A 14588-nucleotide genomic window follows, 5' to 3' on the forward strand; every position below is an offset into this window, starting at 1 on the left:
CCCACCCAGTTCGCGGCGCCGGGGGCTACAAACCCCCGCCACGTGCGGGGGTTTTTTTCTTGCCGCACGCTCAACACTATTGACCGATCGGTCGGTTTTATGCAGTCTTCCTCCGGAGGAAAACGGAGGAGCCATGACCCCGGAGGAACGCGCCCGCCGGTCGGCCGATGCAATGTGGGCCGACGACCGCGCCAGCCAGGCGGCGGGCATGGTGCTCGTCGAGGTCGGCCCCGGCCGTGCCGTGATGACCATGACCCTGCGCGCCGACATGGCCAACGGTCACGGCATTGCCCACGGCGGATATATCTTCGCGCTGGCCGATTCGGCCTTCGCCTTCGCCTGCAACAGTTACAACACGCTCGTTGTCGCCCAGCACAATTCGATCACCTACCTCACCCCCGGCAAGGTGGGCGAGCAACTCACCGCCACCGCGATCGAGGCCCATCGCGCCGGGCGTTCTGGCATCTACGATGTGATCGTGGCCGGCGCCGACGGCCGGCAGGTGGCGATTTTTCGCGGCCATTCGCGCCAGATCAACGGCGCACATTTCGAGGAGTCCGGCACCTGAACGCCGGCCAGGGAGAGCGACATGAAAGATCTGACCCCCCGCAAGGATGAGCTGGAACACATTGAGACCGCCTCGCGCGACGAGATTTCGGCGGTGCAGCTCGAACGCATGAAATGGTCGCTGCGTCACGCCTATGACAACGTGCCCTTCTACAAGCAGAAATTCGAAGCGGCCGGCGTTCACCCCGACGATCTGCACAGCCTCGAGGATCTCGCGCGATTCCCCTTCACCGTGAAGCAGGACCTGCGCGACAATTATCCCTTCGGGCTGTTCGCCGTGCCGCGCGAACAGATTTCCCGAATCCATGCCTCCTCCGGCACCACCGGTCAGCCGACCGTGGTGGGCTACACAAGGAAGGACCTCGATACATGGGGCAAGGTTGTGGCCCGCAGCCTGCGCGCGGGCGGCCTGCGCCCCGGTGACGTGCTGCACAATGCCTATGGCTACGGGCTGTTCACCGGCGGGCTCGGGGTGCACGGCGGGGCCGAGAAAATGGGGCTGACCGTGGTGCCGGTTTCCGGCGGGATGACCCAGCGGCAGGTGCGGCTGATCGAGGATTTCCGCGCCAAGGGGATCACGGTGACGCCCTCCTACATGCTCTCGATCCTCGATGAATACATCGCCCTCGGGCTCGATCCGCGCAAATCGCCGCTGGAAGTGGGCATCTTCGGTGCCGAGCCCTGGACCAACGCGATGCGCGGCGAGATCGAACAGGCCTTCGACATGCACGCGGTCGATATCTACGGGCTGTCCGAGGTGATGGGGCCGGGCGTCGCCAGCGAATGCGTCGAGACCAAAGACGGGCTGCACGTCTGGGAAGATCATTTCTACCCCGAGATCATCGACCCGGCCACCGGCGAGGTATTGCCCGATGGCAGCCCGGGCGAACTCGTGTTCACCTCGCTCACCAAGGAAGCCTTCCCGATCATCCGCTACCGCACCCGCGATCTCACCCGGCTGCTGCCCGGCACCGCCCGCTCGCTGCGGCGGATGGAAAAGATCACCGGTCGCACCGATGACATGATCATCCTGCGCGGGGTGAACGTTTTCCCGACCCAGATCGAGGAACAACTCGTCACCGTCGAGGAACTGGCGCCGCATTTCCAGATCGAGCTCGCACGGCCCGACCGGATGGACGAGATGATCGTGCACGTCGAACTGATCGAGGGGGTCGAGGCCGACCCCGTCAAGGTCAGCCACGTCCTCAAGGGTCTGGTGAAAAGCCATGTCGGGGTGACCGTGAAGGTCAAGGTGGCCGGGCCCGGCGGCGTCCCGCGCAGCGAGGGCAAGGCGGTGCGCATCGTCGACAACCGGCCCAAGGGCTGAACGATGCCGAGAGGGATCGCGCGCGACCACGACCAGAAGCGGGAATCGATCCGCAAGGGGGCGGCAGAATACTTCGCCGCCCACGGCTTCGACCGTGCCTCGATGACCGGCGCGGCGCGGCATTGCGGCGTGTCGAAGGCGCTGATCTACCACTACTACGATTCGAAAGAGGCGCTGCTCGACGATATCCTGAGCACGCATCTCACCAGCCTGGCCGAAACCGCGCGGGCGGTTCCGCCCGAGGCCGGTCTCGGCGCGCTGGTCTGCGCGATCCTGGAGGATTACGCCGACGCCGATGCCGAGCACAAACTCCAGCTCGACGCGCTGGGCGTGTTGCCGCCCGAACAACAGGTGCCGCTGATCGCGCTGCAACGCGAACTGGTCGAGATCATGAGCGCCGCGCTGCTGCGCGAGGCCCCGGCCTTGGCGGGCACCGACAGGCTGAGGCCGGTCACGATGTCGGTCTTCGGCATCCTGAACTGGTTCTACATGTGGCACCGCCCGGGCAAGGGGCTGACCCGGCCCGAATACGCCCGTCTCGCCACCGACATGGTTCTGAACGGAATCAAGTCGTTGTAGGCGAATGGCGGGTGTGCCGCCGCGATTCTTCGCGCCAACCCCGCTAACCGGCCCCGATCAGGGCCCCCGCCGCAAACACCAGCGCTCCGCCCAGAACCACCTGGAAGGTGGCGCGGCCGAAGGGCGTGTCCATGAACTTGTTCTGGATCCAGACAATGGCCCAGAGCTCGACGAACACCACGATGATCGCGAGCGTGGTGGCGGTCCAGAAATCGGTGATCAGGTAGGGCAGGGCATGGCCGAGGCCGCCGAGCGTGGTCATGACCCCGGAGGCGAAGCCGCGCTTGACCGGGCTGCCGCGCCCGGAAAGCTCGCCATCGTCCGACGCTGCCTCGGTGAACCCCATCGAGATCCCCGCACCGATCGAGGCGGCGAGGCCGACCAGCAGGGTGGTGCGGGTGTCCTGGGTGGCAAAGGCGGTGGCGAAGATCGGTGCCAGCGTCGAAACCGAGCCGTCCATCAGCCCGGCAAGACCGGGCTGCACCCATGTCAGGACGAACTGGCGGCGTGCGCTGCGGTCTTCCTCGTCGCGCGCCTCGCCACCGAGATACTTCGCTTCGAGATCGCCCGCGAGCACGTTGTGCCCGGCTTCCGCCGCGGCGAGGTCGCCCAGCAGCTTGCGGGTTTCGGCATCCGACGAACGATCGGCGGCCTTGCGGTAGAACTGCTCGGCCTGGCGCTCCATTTCGTGCGCCTCGGCCCGCATCCGCTCCAGCCCGAGGTTCTCGATCAGCCAGACCGGGTTGCGGGCATAGAAGCCCGACACATGCTCGCGGCGAATGAGCGGGATCACATCGCCGAAGCGGCGCTTGTGCACCTCGATCAACCGGCGGCGGTGCTCGTTTTCCTCGACCGCCATTTCCTCGAACACCTTGGCCGAGGCGGGATAGGCCTCGCGCAGGGCTTCGGCGTATTGCCGGTAGATCCGGGCGTCATCCTCCTCGTTGGAGATCGCCAGCGCCAGCACCTCCTGTTCGGAGAGATCCGAGAATCGACGCCGCCCTGTGGTGAGTCCGGGGATCATTCGCTGTCTCCTTTTAGAACAATTCTAAAATACGCTTTCGCGCCAGAGGCGCAAGTCCCCTGAACGTTTCAATCCAGCCGGCGGACGTAGATATGGTTGCCCTCGCGCTTGGTTTCGAACAGCTTGAGGTCGCGCACGAGGTCCGACAGCTTGGCCTTGCCGTAGGTGCGGGTATCGAAATCGCGCACATCCGCCTGAATCGACTGGCCGAGCAGGCCGAGCTGATACCACTCGCCGTCCTGGTCGATTTTTTCCATCGCCCGCAGGATCAGCGGCTGGGCCTCGATCGGGGGGCGCTTGCCGCCTTTGCCGCCTTCGGTCATGGCGGTCGGGGTCGTGGCCGGTTCCTCGACGATATTCTCGATCATCACGAAGCGCGAGCACACATTCCGCAGGCTCTCGGGGGTCTTGCCCTCGCCGATGCCGATCACGTCAAGCCCGTGTTCGCGGATACGGTTGGCGAGCGAGGTGAAATCGCTGTCTGATGAGACCAGCACGAAGCCGTCGAAGCGCCCGGTGTGAAGCAGGTCCATCGCGTCGATCACGAGGCCGATATCCGAGGCGTTCTTGCCCTTGGTATTGGCGGTTTCCTGATGGGCGACAAGGCCCAGGGCGTGCACTTTCTTGGCCCAGGGCTGAAGCCGCGTTGATGACCAGTCACCATAGACCCGGCGCAGGGCCGGTTCGCCGTAAGCTGTGATCTCCTTCAGAATCGCCTCGGCGAAACGGGCAGGAATATTGTCGGCGTCGATCAGAACGGCGAGGAGCGGGGTTTCTCTGCGGGTCATATGGCCCTCCTTTGGCGCGACCTTGCGCCATTATCCGGGCGAGGCCAAGACCCCGCTTGCAGGCCGGGTCGGGCGCGACGAACCGCTGCCGGCCGGGATCATCGGAACCGGCGGTACACCGCCCGGCGACAGGCAATGGCGAGGGTCCAGAGGTCGGCCGGATTGTTGTGGCTGAGAGGGATCAAGGATCGGCACGCGCAGACGTGGTATCATGAGCCGATACAAGGGAGATCACGATGTTTGCTGTTTTGGCGCGGGTCGCCGCGGTTTTCGTCGCCATCACCGGAACACCGCTCCTCGGTGGCGATATCACATTGTCACTGCCCGCCAATCCCTCGACCGGTTATCACTGGGTCCTGGACGAGGCCGCGTCCACCGGGCTTGACCTGGTGCGGCTGGAGGATCGCGGACACGGCCCGCCGGTCTCGGGCCTGATCGGTGCGCCGGCCGAAAAACTCTTCGCGGCGGTCTGCCGCGCGCCCGGTCCGGTTCGGCTGGTGTTCGATTACGTCTCGCCCGACGGAACAACCGTGGGCGAGACGCGATCCATCACGCTGACCTGCGATTGAGGTCAGAGCTTGAACTGGGTGTGGCAGGCCTTGCAGGCTTCGTTCAGATTGCCAAAGGCCGCCCCGAGCGCCTCGGGGCTGTCGACGCCGGAACCGGCCTCGGCCGCTGTCTTGAGGGCCCCGGCCTTCGCGACGAATTCGTCCCACATCATCCAGATCTCGTCGGCGGCATCGCTCTCGGGATCGGTCACCTCGGCTTCGAAAAGCACCGGCACTTCCCCCGCCTTGCCCGCGATCGTGGCAAAGGCCAACTGCGCCGCGGCGGCGTCAAAGGCGGTTTTGCCCTGCACCATCTCGCCAAGTGTCTTGGTGTTGGCACCGACGGTCTTCATCGCCGCCTGACGGTTCTGAACGTCGGGATCCTGCGACTCGGCAAGGGCGAAGGTTGCGGTGCCGAGCACAAGCGCCGCGGCGAAGACGGATTTAAGTTTCAACATGGGGCAATCATCCTTTTCTGGGGCGTGACCGTCACGCTATCGAAAGCGACCGTAGCCGCAAGGCGGAACAGGTCCAATCACAACCGCGCGAACATATTCCTTCGGCGTGATGTCACAAAACCGCGAGATGCGGCAACAGGGCGCTGGCGGGACGATGTGGAAACATGCAATTTCTGTTTTATGTCCGTTGTCGCCCAGAATGAACTCACCGCATCCACCTACGCCGGTCCCGGCTGGCACCGTGACGTGGCGCGCGATCTTGCGGCACGGCTCACGCCGCCCTCGGAATTTCCCTGCACCTTCTCGCAAAACGCCTTTCGGCGCGGCCTCGTGCGCTTCATCTTCGTCGAAGCCCGCGATCCGGTCGGACTTGCCCGGCTGCGGGCCGATCTGGCCGACTACATCGCCGAGGCGCGGGACTGGGACGGTCAGGTCAACACCGCGCACCCACTCGTGGTGGCGTTCTCGACCGAGGCGGCTCATGCCGACAGCGTCGAGGGGTTCCATGCCATTGGCTGGGAGGTGTTGCAGGACTGGCACGATCACGACCCCGCGCCATGGCCAGAGGGAGTCGGCACCGACCCGATGGCACCCTATTGGTCGATGTGTTTTGCCGGTATGCAGCTATTCATCAACTTCTCCTCGCCCGCCCATCGCCAGCGCAGGAGCCGCAACCTCGGGCGTCACCTCCTGTTCATCGTCAACCCGCGCGAGCGGTTCGATATCGTCGCGGGCGATACGCCTGAGGGCAACCGGGTGCGCAAGGTGATCCGCGACCGCGCCCATGCCTACGACGGTATCCCCCACGCGCCGGAACTGGGCAGTTTCCAGAAGGGCGAGATCGAGTGGTGGCAATACGGCATCACCGACGACAACAGCGATCGAACCGACCGCTGCCCGCTGAACATGCGCCGCTGATGAAGCGGAACTTATGAAACTGCAACGAGCGGCACCAATGAAACTGCAACGCGATATGCGCAATGTGCTGATATTTAAGAAGTAATTGAATGAACGAACTTCCGCAGCACGAGAATACACCACGCTTCGCAAGTCATTGAAAAATATGGACTGTCAGGTGCGAGCCGCTCACTTGCGGAAGTTCATGATCGCCCAATCATTTCCTCATGGACAATCATGGCCAGCGCCTCTTGTGGGGAGCAGTCACTTTGTCGACGCCTACCCTCGATTTCCTCCAGGGCCTGAGCTGCCCCGAGTGAAAGAGCGGTCATCCCCAAGGACAGAGCCTTCAATGTGTCAGGAAAGCTGTCAAGGACGCCCTCGCTGTCTTGAAGGAACCTGAACAGGGCAAGCTTCACGGCCGCCTGACCCGCGCCTGACATGCCTTTTATAGCAAGCAGTCTCCGCACCTCGGCCTGATCCACCTCAATCGGACCGCGTCCCATACCTCCAACGGGGCCACCCTGGGTCAAAAGCGAAACATAGCGGTCAGGAACTCGACCACGGCTACGCCAAGCTGAGATCGTGCTGCGATGCACTCCGATCATTTCCGCGAGATGGCTCTCGTTAGAAGCTCCGAACTTCTCGATAAGCTTCCGGATGACCTCTTCTACATCCTGAGCGCCATTGTGCATGAAGAACATTTTTTTCTTGCTCGCGTTTGCATCATCACGTAGTGTCGACGTCGACAAGCTATGTCGACAACCGGACTGCTAAGATGATGTATACACCCTCTGACGAGCTTCTGAAAGTCGTACGTGCTCACTTCACGATGCGCGGGACATCTTTGGCTCAACACTGCCGTGAAAATGGCATTGTCCGGCAAAACGCCTCTGAAGCCTTGAGGGGAAGATGGGCAGGCCCAAAAGCTCAGGCTTTGGTTGATCGCCTGATCGATGAATGCGGGCTTCGGCAAGATGTATATTGATACCAGCAGCTTCGCGAAAGTCCTTGATGTTTCTGAACGTCAAGCGCGCAGCATCTGCGCTTCGAAGGGTGCGTGGCGGGGAAATGATCTTCGCATCATCCAGACGGAGTGCCAAGGTGGCGCTGGCGGCAGGCAATACCTTGTCGCGCTGTCCAGCCTTCCCGCAGAGATGCAAGAGCGGGCGAAAACCCTCGATCTCCCCTTGCGAGAGCCGTTTGACCGGCTTTCCCATGGTGAGATCGCCGAATGGCAGCGCGAGGAGGCGAAGTTCCGGCTGCATGTCATCACCCCGGCGATAAACACCACACCAAGAAGCAAAGAACGCGCTCAGGCGCTCAACCAGATCGCCAAATGCACCCATCGCGACCGCAACGGCGCGGCAAAGACGGTTTCAGAGCGCACGGCGCGGATTTGGCTTGATGCCTATGAGGAAAAGGGCCTTTCCGGCCTTGTCCCGAAGGCCTCGCCCGTTCGGGGCGTGCGCCGGGTGCAGATTTCTCGGCGATGGGATGCCGAAATCGACCTGGACAACACGGTACGGGCGACGGTCGCTTCAGAGCTGGAGCAATACGCCCGAGACGGGACGGCGGCAGGGTGGTCAACGCGGACCGTCGCGCGTCAGTGCGGCCAGAAGCTGGCCGAACTGTCGAAGCAGCACGGATCGCAGCTTTCCCGGCAGAAGCTGACCGCGATTTGCGCCCTGACCAAGAAGTGGGCGTCCCGGTTCGATGAGTTCCGGCGTGTTGATCGCTTCCGCCACGACAACAAGGCATGGGATGACCGCGACAAGCCCCGGATACTCCGGAAGCTGTCTGATAAGCCCATGGATGTTGTTTTCGGCGATGTTCACCCGATCGACATCGACAAGCGGCTACCTGACAACCCAAATCGTCAGATGCGCCTGCGCTTGATCGCCTGGATGGATGACGCCACCCGGTTCATCTGGGGCAAGCTCGCCGCATTCGGCCCGGGAACCGGTGTTCGCAAAACCGACATCGCCGATAGCCTCTACGATTTGGTGGTCAGCGAGCAGGGTGGCGGATTGCCCGTGACCTTCTACCTCGACAACGGCGGTGAGTATAACGATGTAGCCAAGGCTATCGCGGATTTTCCAGAACTGTCAGGCTTGATAGCTGGTCGCGGCCATATCCGTGCCCAGCCGTACAATGGTGCTGCAAAGCCCATTGAGGGCATCTTCAGGATACTCGAACAGAACTACTTCAGGTTCCTTCCAGGCTGGATAGGCGGGGATCGTAGCAACAAGAAAACGCAGCAAGTCGGTAAGCCGGTCCAACCATTCCCAGGCACCTTGGAAGAGCTTGCGATGCAGATCCAGAAGGCAATCGCAACCTATAACGATACTCCGCAAGAAAACGGAAAGCTGGAAGGCCGCTCGCCGCGAGAAGCCTTCGAGGCGGCGATAGCAAATGGCTGGGAGCCACAGCGTACTGATGCGCGCAGCTTCGATGAAATTTTCGGCGAACGGCATACGCGCCTTGTGAAACAGGGGCACATCGAGTTTCGAAACGCGCGATACACCTCTGAGCTGATCGGGAAACTGGGTTATCGTGCTCCTGTCGAGGTGCGGGCACCCCTTCGCTCTGGCGTGGACCATGTGTTCATCCGGCGCAATGGCATACCCTGCGGCGAAGCACACCCCGAGCAGGCCTACGATCCACAGGACAGGCGGGGCGCGGAAGAAGCAGGGCGGCGCATTAAGGAGCACAAGGGCGCTATCCGGGAGCTCGAAGCGCAGCTCACGCCGGGCTTTGACGGTTTCGCAGAGCTGACGCGCAACACCACGATCCTCAATCTTGGACAGGAACAGCCGGGCATCATCATGCGCCTGGCCGGTGAGGAACCTGAAGCTCGAATTGCCCGCGAAGCGCAGCAACAAGACGCGCGCGCAAAGAAGTTCCATGAGATCGCGAAACAATTCAACGGCACTGGGCGCGTAAACGAAAGAAAGGCCAGCGGAGGCACCCGCTGACCCTTCGAGGATGTGCAGCAAAACGGAGATGACGCATGCATCACACACCTGAAGAGATACCTATCATCGAAACGGAGGCGAGCGAAACGATAAAGTTCATCGTTCAGCAAGTTGCCCGAACGGCTGGCCTCGGGGTCATCAAGGGACCTGTCGGGATTGGTAAGAGCCGGACCCTTGAGGGGCTGGTAACCGAATGGGAGCGTGAAATCCGAGTGATCTACCTTCGGTCACGCCCGGAAATTGATGGCTCGATCCTTGCCTTCTCATCGGCGCTCCTGGAGCATTTCAATGTCTATGAGGGGCGTACGCGCGAAGCCGTCCAGGCACTTGGCGGGTTGCTGGGAAGCTACCCCTTCCAGGAAGGACGCCGACCCACCGTCCTTGTAATTGATGAGGCTCAGGGCCTGAAGGTCAACGTGCTGGAAATGCTCCGAGCCCTGTACGACGCCGGTGACGATGCCCGCAATGGAAATCGCTTCCATCCGGCCTTCGGCTTGGTCCTTTGCGGCAACAAGTACTTCCTCGGCCGCACGGGTCGCAGGAAGGAAATGGACTATGCGCAGTTCCTGTCACGGATCACGCATGCCCATGAACTGCGGGCGCCCAACAGGGATGAGTTCGCGGCCCTGGCGGCTGCACTTTGCCCCACCGACGCGGCGGCTGCGGCAGAACTGGCGCTGCATGGCGAAACCCAAGGCAATTTCCGGTCGATGGTCAACGCCCACCGGCAAGCACGCATGCTCGCGGCGGGACGCCCTGTGACGCTGAACGAAATCCAGAACGCAACCTTCATGATGGGAGATATCTGATGCAGCCCCACCAATTCACTTTGCATATCGAGTTCACGCCAGAGGAGGCGGATGAATTTGCCGGACGCGACCTGCTCGTCACACCATTGACAGCCGATGAGCTTGCGCAGCTTCAGACCGCTCTCGCTGGGGCGCAGGGCACCCTTCTCCGGCTACATGAGCTCATCCGAGATTGGGATGCCGCCGATCAGGGCGGCGCGGACGAAGAAACCGAAGCGGGCGCTGCGCTTTTGTCTGCTGACATCTCAGCCACGCTTCGCGCGCTCACCATTGTGCGGGGCATTCTTGCCCGCTCGAAGTTCATCCACGCCATGGCGAAAGGAATTGTCCAATGATCACCTCTTACGAAAACCCCAAGGCAACGCTGACCCTGTGCCGCGACGGCCTTTACATGGCATCCAATGACGCAATCGCGGACGTGGGGTCTCTGGCGGCGCTCCTGAAGCTGCTGGATGACCTGGTGACCGAACTGGAGGTTTCCCCGCGCCACTCGCACAAGATCGACATGATCAGCGCCGCCGCGAAGGCGGGCGCGGAGATGGGCGTGCGCGTCCAGGCCGATCTTGAAGGCATGCACAAGCAGATCGTGGATCTGATCAGCGCCACCACGCGCAACGGAAAGGAGGCCGGCAATGTCGATCAGTAACAAACAGATCGCCCTTATCCATGTGGCCAAGAGCAAGCTGGGGCTGACCGAAGCGGAGTTCCGGTCTGGCCTGGTCGATCTTTGCGGGGTCACTTCCGTGACGGAGCTCGACCAGGACGGGTTCACGGCGCTCATGGGCTTGTTCGAATATCTGGGCTTCAAGCCGTTGACCGCCAAGGGGCCGGACTATGGCGCGCGGGAAGGCATGGCCAGCTTCGCCCAGCTCGAACTGATCAGGACGATCTGGAAGGAGTGGTCAGGTGCCGATGTTGAAGACGGTCTGTCGGTCTGGCTGGAACGGTACTTCGGCATGTCCAGCCTGCGCTTCGTGACGGCCCACGACGCGCGCAAGGTGATCACCGCCCTGAAGAAGATGAAGGCCCGCGACAAGGCCGCATGACCTGCGCGGCGCGACAAACGTTGAAGGGGGCGGTGCGCGGCATCGCCCCTTTTTTGCTCCAAGCCCCTCAGCGGCCCGCTGAGCGGCTTCCTGTCTCTCGGCACCCCTCACCGCCAGAAATTTCTTAAACGCCTGTTAAACGCGTTTAAGGGGGGTCTGTGGGGCGTTTTGGGTGCGGCCTTCGATGGGCATTGAAATGCGCGCCGTGTTCCGCCTATCCTGACCGCTGACAGAAAGATCACAGATGGAAGCCTTCGGACCCTTTTTACTGTTCTTCGGCATCGGCGCGCTTCTCGGGATTGCGTTCGCGGCGCTGATGCTTGCATGGGTCTTGGTGGGGCTGTTTTGCAAGTTCTTCCTGTTGCCCGCCCTGGAAGGCTTGCGCGCGGCGCTGGTCGCACTTCAGGAGCGCCGGGAAAAGGAAAGCGGCGGCAGTTGACCCGCCGCCGCCCAGTCCAGTCCGGGGCAACCTTCATTCACCCACAGCACGATAACCGGAACGCTGTCCGGGGTGATCAGGGACATACGTCCGGATAGCGTCGCCTGCATTGATGATCATGCAAGCGAGGCGGGCGGCACCAGTGCTTTCCAACGAATACCCTTCCATCGCCGAAAGGCGAAAACTTGGTCTCTATGTCACGCACATGGAGGTCGAGCTTGCTGAGCGGTTCGGGGAGCATGCCGCCCGCCTCTTTCTTGAGAACTTCGGTGGCGGAGAACTGTTCGTTCCGCTGAAGGCCACCGATGACCATCCCGTGAGCAAGTTGGTTGGTCGGGATGTGCTGGAATGGCTGATCACCAAATATGGAAGCGGTGCAGTCGAAGTCCCGCACGGGGCCATGTCGAGCAAGAATGCGCAGGCTATCCGCATCCGCCGCCTGATCGTCAACACCACCCTCAGCACGGTCGAAATCGCAAAGCTGACGCGCGTCAGCCGTAGAACCGCGCGCCGTACCATCTGCACCATGCGTGAAGCGGGCGTTGCCCTGCCGCATCGCCCCCAGAACCCCAAATCGAAAGAGAAGTTCGAGAAATGATCGTCAATTCCGGAAACCTTTCCACCGTCTTCCGTGGCTTCCAGACCGTCTTCAACGAGGCGTTCGACAATGCGCCAAGCCACTTTGAAGAGATCACCATGCGGGTGCCTAGCTCGAATGCCGAAGAAATCTACGGATGGCTGGGCAGCTTCCCGCGCCTGCGCGAGTGGATTGGTGATCGCGTCATCCGCAACCTGTCGGTGCATGACTGGCGCATCAAGAACCGCAAGTTCGAAAGCACCATCGCCGTGCTGCGCGATGCGCTCGAAGATGACACCTATGGCGTCTTCGGGCCGATGATCTCGGAAATGGGCCGCGAAGCGCGCGACCATCCCAACGAGCTGGTATTCCGCCTTCTGGCCAGCGGCTTCAGCACGGCTTGCTATGATGGCCAATATTTCTTCGATACCGATCACCTGGGCACGAATGCCCAGGGCGAAGAGGTCAGTGTTTCGAACATGCAGGCGGGCAGTGGTCCTGCCTGGTATCTTCTCGATCTGAGCCGCGCCGTGCGTCCGATCATCTGGCAGGAGCGTGTGCCCTACAAGTTCACCGCCCTGGACCGCGACAACGATGAGCATGTGTTCATGCGCGACGAATACATCTACGGGGTGCGGGCGCGCGTCAATGCCGGGTTCGGCCTGTGGCAACTGGCCTATGCCAGCAAGGCCGATCTGACCAAGGACAATTACGAAGCGGCCCGCACGGCGATGATGACCCTGCGCGGGGATCATGGCCAGCTTCTGAACGTGCGCCCCACGGCCCTGGTTGTTCCGCCGGAACTGGAAGGTGCGGCGCTTCGGCTTCTGAAGAACGGCTCGACCATCGTCGAGGTGGGCGGGCAGCATGTTGCCGTGACCAACGAATGGGCAGACAGCGCCAAGCTGATCGTCACGTCGCATCTGGCGGCATAAGGGGGAAACGCCATGGCATGGCCGATATTGGGTGTCGTTCTGCGGGCCATGGCGGGCGGCGCGGCGCGGGGCGGTGCAAGCCGCGCCGGTCGCGCCGCCGTTGAACGACAGACCCGCATTTCCCGGAGCATGGGCGATGTTGCGGGCGGCCTGGTCGAACTGGGGCGCATCGCCCAGGGCGGCCTTCAGATGAATATCCAGGTGGTCGATGAAGACGGCTTCATGGCTGCGCTGCAACGCCTTGCGGAACGCGGCTCCAACATGCAGTCGGTGTTCCAGGAAATCGGCAGCTATCTTCAGTCTGAGGTCGAAAGCAATTTCGAGAGCGAAACCGCCCCGGATGGAACCGGATGGGCGGGCCATTCCACCGCCACCCTTTTGCGGCGCGGTGCCGGGGCAAAGAAGTTGCGCGACCGTGGCCACCTCTACGGCTCGCTGAGCTACAGCGCCTCGCATTCGCAAGTCGCGGTCGGGACAAACCGCGCCTATGCGCGCATTCACCAGATGGGCGGACAAGCGGGCCGGGGCCGTCAGGTCACAATTCCCGCGCGTCCCTTCCTCGGATTGAACGAGGAAAACCGGCAGGAAATCGGGCGCATCGTCAACGACCACATCACAGAAGGGCTTCGCCGATGACTTCCATTCACCAGTCCGCCTGGTCTGTCGAGCTGGCCACATCCGGCCAGGCGCAAGACTGGGTTCACCTTCTGCCTCTCGGCACCTTCAACGGGCGCGATGGGCGCGGCCCTTACATGGTGCGCGATGCCGCCGACATCATCGCTGCGACCCGCAAGCTCGGCATGGATTTGCCGGTCGATTATGAACACCAGATCGACCACGCCACCAAGAACGGCCAGCCCGCTCCGGCGGCGGGCTGGATCAAGGAACTGAAGGCCGATGCCCAGGGCATCTGGGGACGTGTCGAATGGACCGACAAGGCGCGCCAGCATCTGGCCAGCAAGGAATACCGGTTCCTCAGCCCTGTCTTCACGTTCCACAAAACCACAGGAGAAATCATGCGCCTTCACCGCGCCGCGTTGACGAACAACCCCAACCTTCACCTCACGGCGCTCGCCAGTCAGGAGAACCCACCGGCTGATCCGCCCGAACTGGCGGCGGCTGATCTGCGCGGGCAGATCATCCAGATGCTGGCCTTGCCGGACGACATCGAGGATGACGCGTTGCTGCAAGCGGTGTCGGCCCTGGTCAATCGTGAAAGCGAGCCTGCGCCGGAGCCGTCGCAGCAACGTCAGGAGACGGATGGCGGCACGATGGAACTGGCGCTTGAACTGAACCGGGCGCGGGCGCGCGAAGCCGAAGGCAAGGCGCTTGCCGCCGTGGATGGCGCAATCACCTCGGGCAAGTTGCCGCCCTACCTGCGCGAATGGGGCCTCGCCCTTTGCCGTGAAAACCCGGAACGGTTTGACGAGTTCGCCCGCCAGATGGTGCCGGTTCTGACCCCCGGCAGTCAGATCGCGGGGCGCGGTCTACCCCGTGACCGGCAAGAGCTGGCCCTCATGACCAGCGGCGGGACGGGTGATGAACAGGAAATCCTGTCGCGCCTCGGCGTGTCGCAAGAGGCGTTCCGCAAGACGCTTCAGCGCGAAGGCGGCTGA

19 protein-coding genes are annotated in these 14588 nt (G+C 62.4%); 15 read left to right on the forward strand and 4 right to left on the reverse strand.

Annotated elements, in window-relative coordinates; translation table 11 throughout:
- Window positions 1-133: 133 nt before the first annotated feature.
- The 3 genes from paaI to B9Y97_RS09200 are packed head-to-tail and all read left to right on the forward strand — an operon-like array spanning window position 134 to window position 2473.
- Window positions 134-568, forward strand: coding sequence for a hydroxyphenylacetyl-CoA thioesterase PaaI (gene paaI, locus B9Y97_RS09190; RefSeq protein WP_085526451.1), 435 nt, complete (start codon window positions 134-136; stop codon window positions 566-568).
- Between the two features lie 21 nt (window positions 569-589).
- A complete protein-coding gene (gene paaK / locus B9Y97_RS09195) occupies window positions 590-1894 on the forward strand; it encodes a phenylacetate--CoA ligase PaaK (RefSeq protein ID WP_085526452.1) in 1305 nt (434 codons plus the stop codon).
- 3 nt (window positions 1895-1897) lie between these two features.
- Window positions 1898-2473 (forward strand): TetR/AcrR family transcriptional regulator, encoded by a 576-nt coding sequence (locus tag B9Y97_RS09200; protein ID WP_085526453.1) that lies wholly within the window; start codon window positions 1898-1900, stop codon window positions 2471-2473.
- Window positions 2474-2516: 43 nt separating this feature from the next.
- Here B9Y97_RS09200 and mbfA read toward each other — a convergent pair whose 3' ends face one another.
- Complete coding sequence (gene mbfA / locus B9Y97_RS09205; protein ID WP_085526454.1) at window positions 2517-3497, reverse strand: iron exporter MbfA; 981 nt, start codon at window positions 3495-3497, stop codon at window positions 2517-2519.
- A 68-nt stretch (window positions 3498-3565) separates the two neighbouring features.
- Window positions 3566-4285, reverse strand: coding sequence for an NYN domain-containing protein (locus tag B9Y97_RS09210; RefSeq protein ID WP_085526455.1), 720 nt, complete (start codon window positions 4283-4285; stop codon window positions 3566-3568).
- A 236-nt stretch (window positions 4286-4521) separates the two neighbouring features.
- Here B9Y97_RS09210 and B9Y97_RS09215 point away from each other — a divergent pair, with 236 nt between their 5' ends.
- Complete coding sequence (locus B9Y97_RS09215) at window positions 4522-4854, forward strand: protease inhibitor I42 family protein (protein ID WP_085526456.1); 333 nt, start codon at window positions 4522-4524, stop codon at window positions 4852-4854.
- 2 nt (window positions 4855-4856) lie between these two features.
- Here the strand turns inward: B9Y97_RS09215 and B9Y97_RS09220 are convergent, their stop codons facing one another.
- Complete coding sequence (locus B9Y97_RS09220) at window positions 4857-5291, reverse strand: c-type cytochrome (protein ID WP_085526457.1); 435 nt, start codon at window positions 5289-5291, stop codon at window positions 4857-4859.
- 180 nt (window positions 5292-5471) lie between these two features.
- Here B9Y97_RS09220 and B9Y97_RS09225 point away from each other — a divergent pair, with 180 nt between their 5' ends.
- Window positions 5472-6209, forward strand: coding sequence for a YqcI/YcgG family protein (locus B9Y97_RS09225; RefSeq protein ID WP_085526458.1), 738 nt, complete (start codon window positions 5472-5474; stop codon window positions 6207-6209).
- Between the two features lie 182 nt (window positions 6210-6391).
- Here the strand turns inward: B9Y97_RS09225 and B9Y97_RS09230 are convergent, their stop codons facing one another.
- The gene (locus B9Y97_RS09230) at window positions 6392-6940 is read right to left on the reverse strand and encodes a helix-turn-helix domain-containing protein (RefSeq protein WP_139828266.1); all 549 of its coding nucleotides are present in this window, start codon (window positions 6938-6940) and stop codon (window positions 6392-6394) included.
- Between the two features lie 225 nt (window positions 6941-7165).
- Here B9Y97_RS09230 and B9Y97_RS09235 point away from each other — a divergent pair, with 225 nt between their 5' ends.
- From B9Y97_RS09235 to B9Y97_RS09280, 10 genes are all read left to right on the forward strand, one after another.
- A complete protein-coding gene (locus B9Y97_RS09235; RefSeq protein ID WP_139828267.1) occupies window positions 7166-9166 on the forward strand; it encodes a hypothetical protein in 2001 nt (666 codons plus the stop codon).
- Between the two features lie 35 nt (window positions 9167-9201).
- A complete protein-coding gene (locus B9Y97_RS09240) occupies window positions 9202-9975 on the forward strand; it encodes an AAA family ATPase (protein WP_085526461.1) in 774 nt (257 codons plus the stop codon).
- Entirely contained in the window at window positions 9975-10310 is a 336-nt protein-coding gene (locus B9Y97_RS09245) for a hypothetical protein (RefSeq protein ID WP_085526462.1), read from the forward strand. The genes B9Y97_RS09240 and B9Y97_RS09245 overlap by 1 nt, the downstream gene beginning before the upstream one ends.
- Entirely contained in the window at window positions 10307-10621 is a 315-nt protein-coding gene (locus B9Y97_RS09250) for a hypothetical protein (RefSeq protein ID WP_085526463.1), read from the forward strand. The genes B9Y97_RS09245 and B9Y97_RS09250 overlap by 4 nt, the downstream gene beginning before the upstream one ends.
- The gene (locus B9Y97_RS09255; protein WP_072245434.1) at window positions 10608-11021 is read left to right on the forward strand and encodes a regulatory protein GemA; all 414 of its coding nucleotides are present in this window, start codon (window positions 10608-10610) and stop codon (window positions 11019-11021) included. The genes B9Y97_RS09250 and B9Y97_RS09255 overlap by 14 nt, the downstream gene beginning before the upstream one ends.
- Window positions 11022-11265: 244 nt before the next feature.
- The gene (locus B9Y97_RS09260; RefSeq protein WP_072245433.1) at window positions 11266-11460 is read left to right on the forward strand and encodes a hypothetical protein; all 195 of its coding nucleotides are present in this window, start codon (window positions 11266-11268) and stop codon (window positions 11458-11460) included.
- A 142-nt stretch (window positions 11461-11602) separates the two neighbouring features.
- Window positions 11603-12058, forward strand: coding sequence for a hypothetical protein (locus tag B9Y97_RS09265; RefSeq protein WP_085526464.1), 456 nt, complete (start codon window positions 11603-11605; stop codon window positions 12056-12058).
- Window positions 12055-12972, forward strand: a complete 918-nt coding sequence (locus tag B9Y97_RS09270; RefSeq protein WP_085526465.1) for a Mu-like prophage major head subunit gpT family protein — start codon at window positions 12055-12057, stop codon at window positions 12970-12972. Before B9Y97_RS09265 ends, B9Y97_RS09270 begins: the two co-directional genes overlap by 4 nt.
- Before the next feature lie 12 nt (window positions 12973-12984).
- Window positions 12985-13608 (forward strand): phage virion morphogenesis protein, encoded by a 624-nt coding sequence (locus tag B9Y97_RS09275; RefSeq protein ID WP_085526466.1) that lies wholly within the window; start codon window positions 12985-12987, stop codon window positions 13606-13608.
- A complete protein-coding gene (locus B9Y97_RS09280; protein WP_085526467.1) occupies window positions 13605-14588 on the forward strand; it encodes a phage protease in 984 nt (327 codons plus the stop codon). Before B9Y97_RS09275 ends, B9Y97_RS09280 begins: the two co-directional genes overlap by 4 nt.

Source organism: Maritimibacter sp. HL-12 (assembly GCF_900177545.1).
In the GTDB taxonomy this organism is placed as follows: domain Bacteria; phylum Pseudomonadota; class Alphaproteobacteria; order Rhodobacterales; family Rhodobacteraceae; genus Sinisalibacter.

Excerpts from the sequence above, each read along its gene's own strand:
- B9Y97_RS09275 (WP_085526466.1), top strand. The coding sequence starts at position 12,985 with ATGGCATGGCCGATATTGGGTGTCGTTCTGCGGGCCATGGCGGGCGGC.
- B9Y97_RS09255 (WP_072245434.1), top strand. The coding sequence starts at position 10,608 with ATGTCGATCAGTAACAAACAGATCGCCCTTATCCATGTGGCCAAGAGC.
- paaI (WP_085526451.1), top strand. The coding sequence starts at position 134 with ATGACCCCGGAGGAACGCGCCCGCCGGTCGGCCGATGCAATGTGGGCC.
- B9Y97_RS09240 (WP_085526461.1), top strand. The coding sequence starts at position 9,202 with ATGCATCACACACCTGAAGAGATACCTATCATCGAAACGGAGGCGAGC.
- B9Y97_RS09220 (WP_085526457.1), bottom strand. The coding sequence starts at position 5,291 with ATGTTGAAACTTAAATCCGTCTTCGCCGCGGCGCTTGTGCTCGGCACC.
- B9Y97_RS09260 (WP_072245433.1), top strand. The coding sequence starts at position 11,266 with ATGGAAGCCTTCGGACCCTTTTTACTGTTCTTCGGCATCGGCGCGCTT.
- B9Y97_RS09200 (WP_085526453.1), top strand. The coding sequence starts at position 1,898 with ATGCCGAGAGGGATCGCGCGCGACCACGACCAGAAGCGGGAATCGATC.
- B9Y97_RS09235 (WP_139828267.1), top strand. The coding sequence starts at position 7,166 with ATGTATATTGATACCAGCAGCTTCGCGAAAGTCCTTGATGTTTCTGAA.
- B9Y97_RS09225 (WP_085526458.1), top strand. The coding sequence starts at position 5,472 with ATGTCCGTTGTCGCCCAGAATGAACTCACCGCATCCACCTACGCCGGT.
- B9Y97_RS09245 (WP_085526462.1), top strand. The coding sequence starts at position 9,975 with ATGCAGCCCCACCAATTCACTTTGCATATCGAGTTCACGCCAGAGGAG.
- paaK (WP_085526452.1), top strand. The coding sequence starts at position 590 with ATGAAAGATCTGACCCCCCGCAAGGATGAGCTGGAACACATTGAGACC.
- B9Y97_RS09210 (WP_085526455.1), bottom strand. The coding sequence starts at position 4,285 with ATGACCCGCAGAGAAACCCCGCTCCTCGCCGTTCTGATCGACGCCGAC.
- mbfA (WP_085526454.1), bottom strand. The coding sequence starts at position 3,497 with ATGATCCCCGGACTCACCACAGGGCGGCGTCGATTCTCGGATCTCTCC.
- B9Y97_RS09250 (WP_085526463.1), top strand. The coding sequence starts at position 10,307 with ATGATCACCTCTTACGAAAACCCCAAGGCAACGCTGACCCTGTGCCGC.
- B9Y97_RS09280 (WP_085526467.1), top strand. The coding sequence starts at position 13,605 with ATGACTTCCATTCACCAGTCCGCCTGGTCTGTCGAGCTGGCCACATCC.
- B9Y97_RS09215 (WP_085526456.1), top strand. The coding sequence starts at position 4,522 with ATGTTTGCTGTTTTGGCGCGGGTCGCCGCGGTTTTCGTCGCCATCACC.
- B9Y97_RS09270 (WP_085526465.1), top strand. The coding sequence starts at position 12,055 with ATGATCGTCAATTCCGGAAACCTTTCCACCGTCTTCCGTGGCTTCCAG.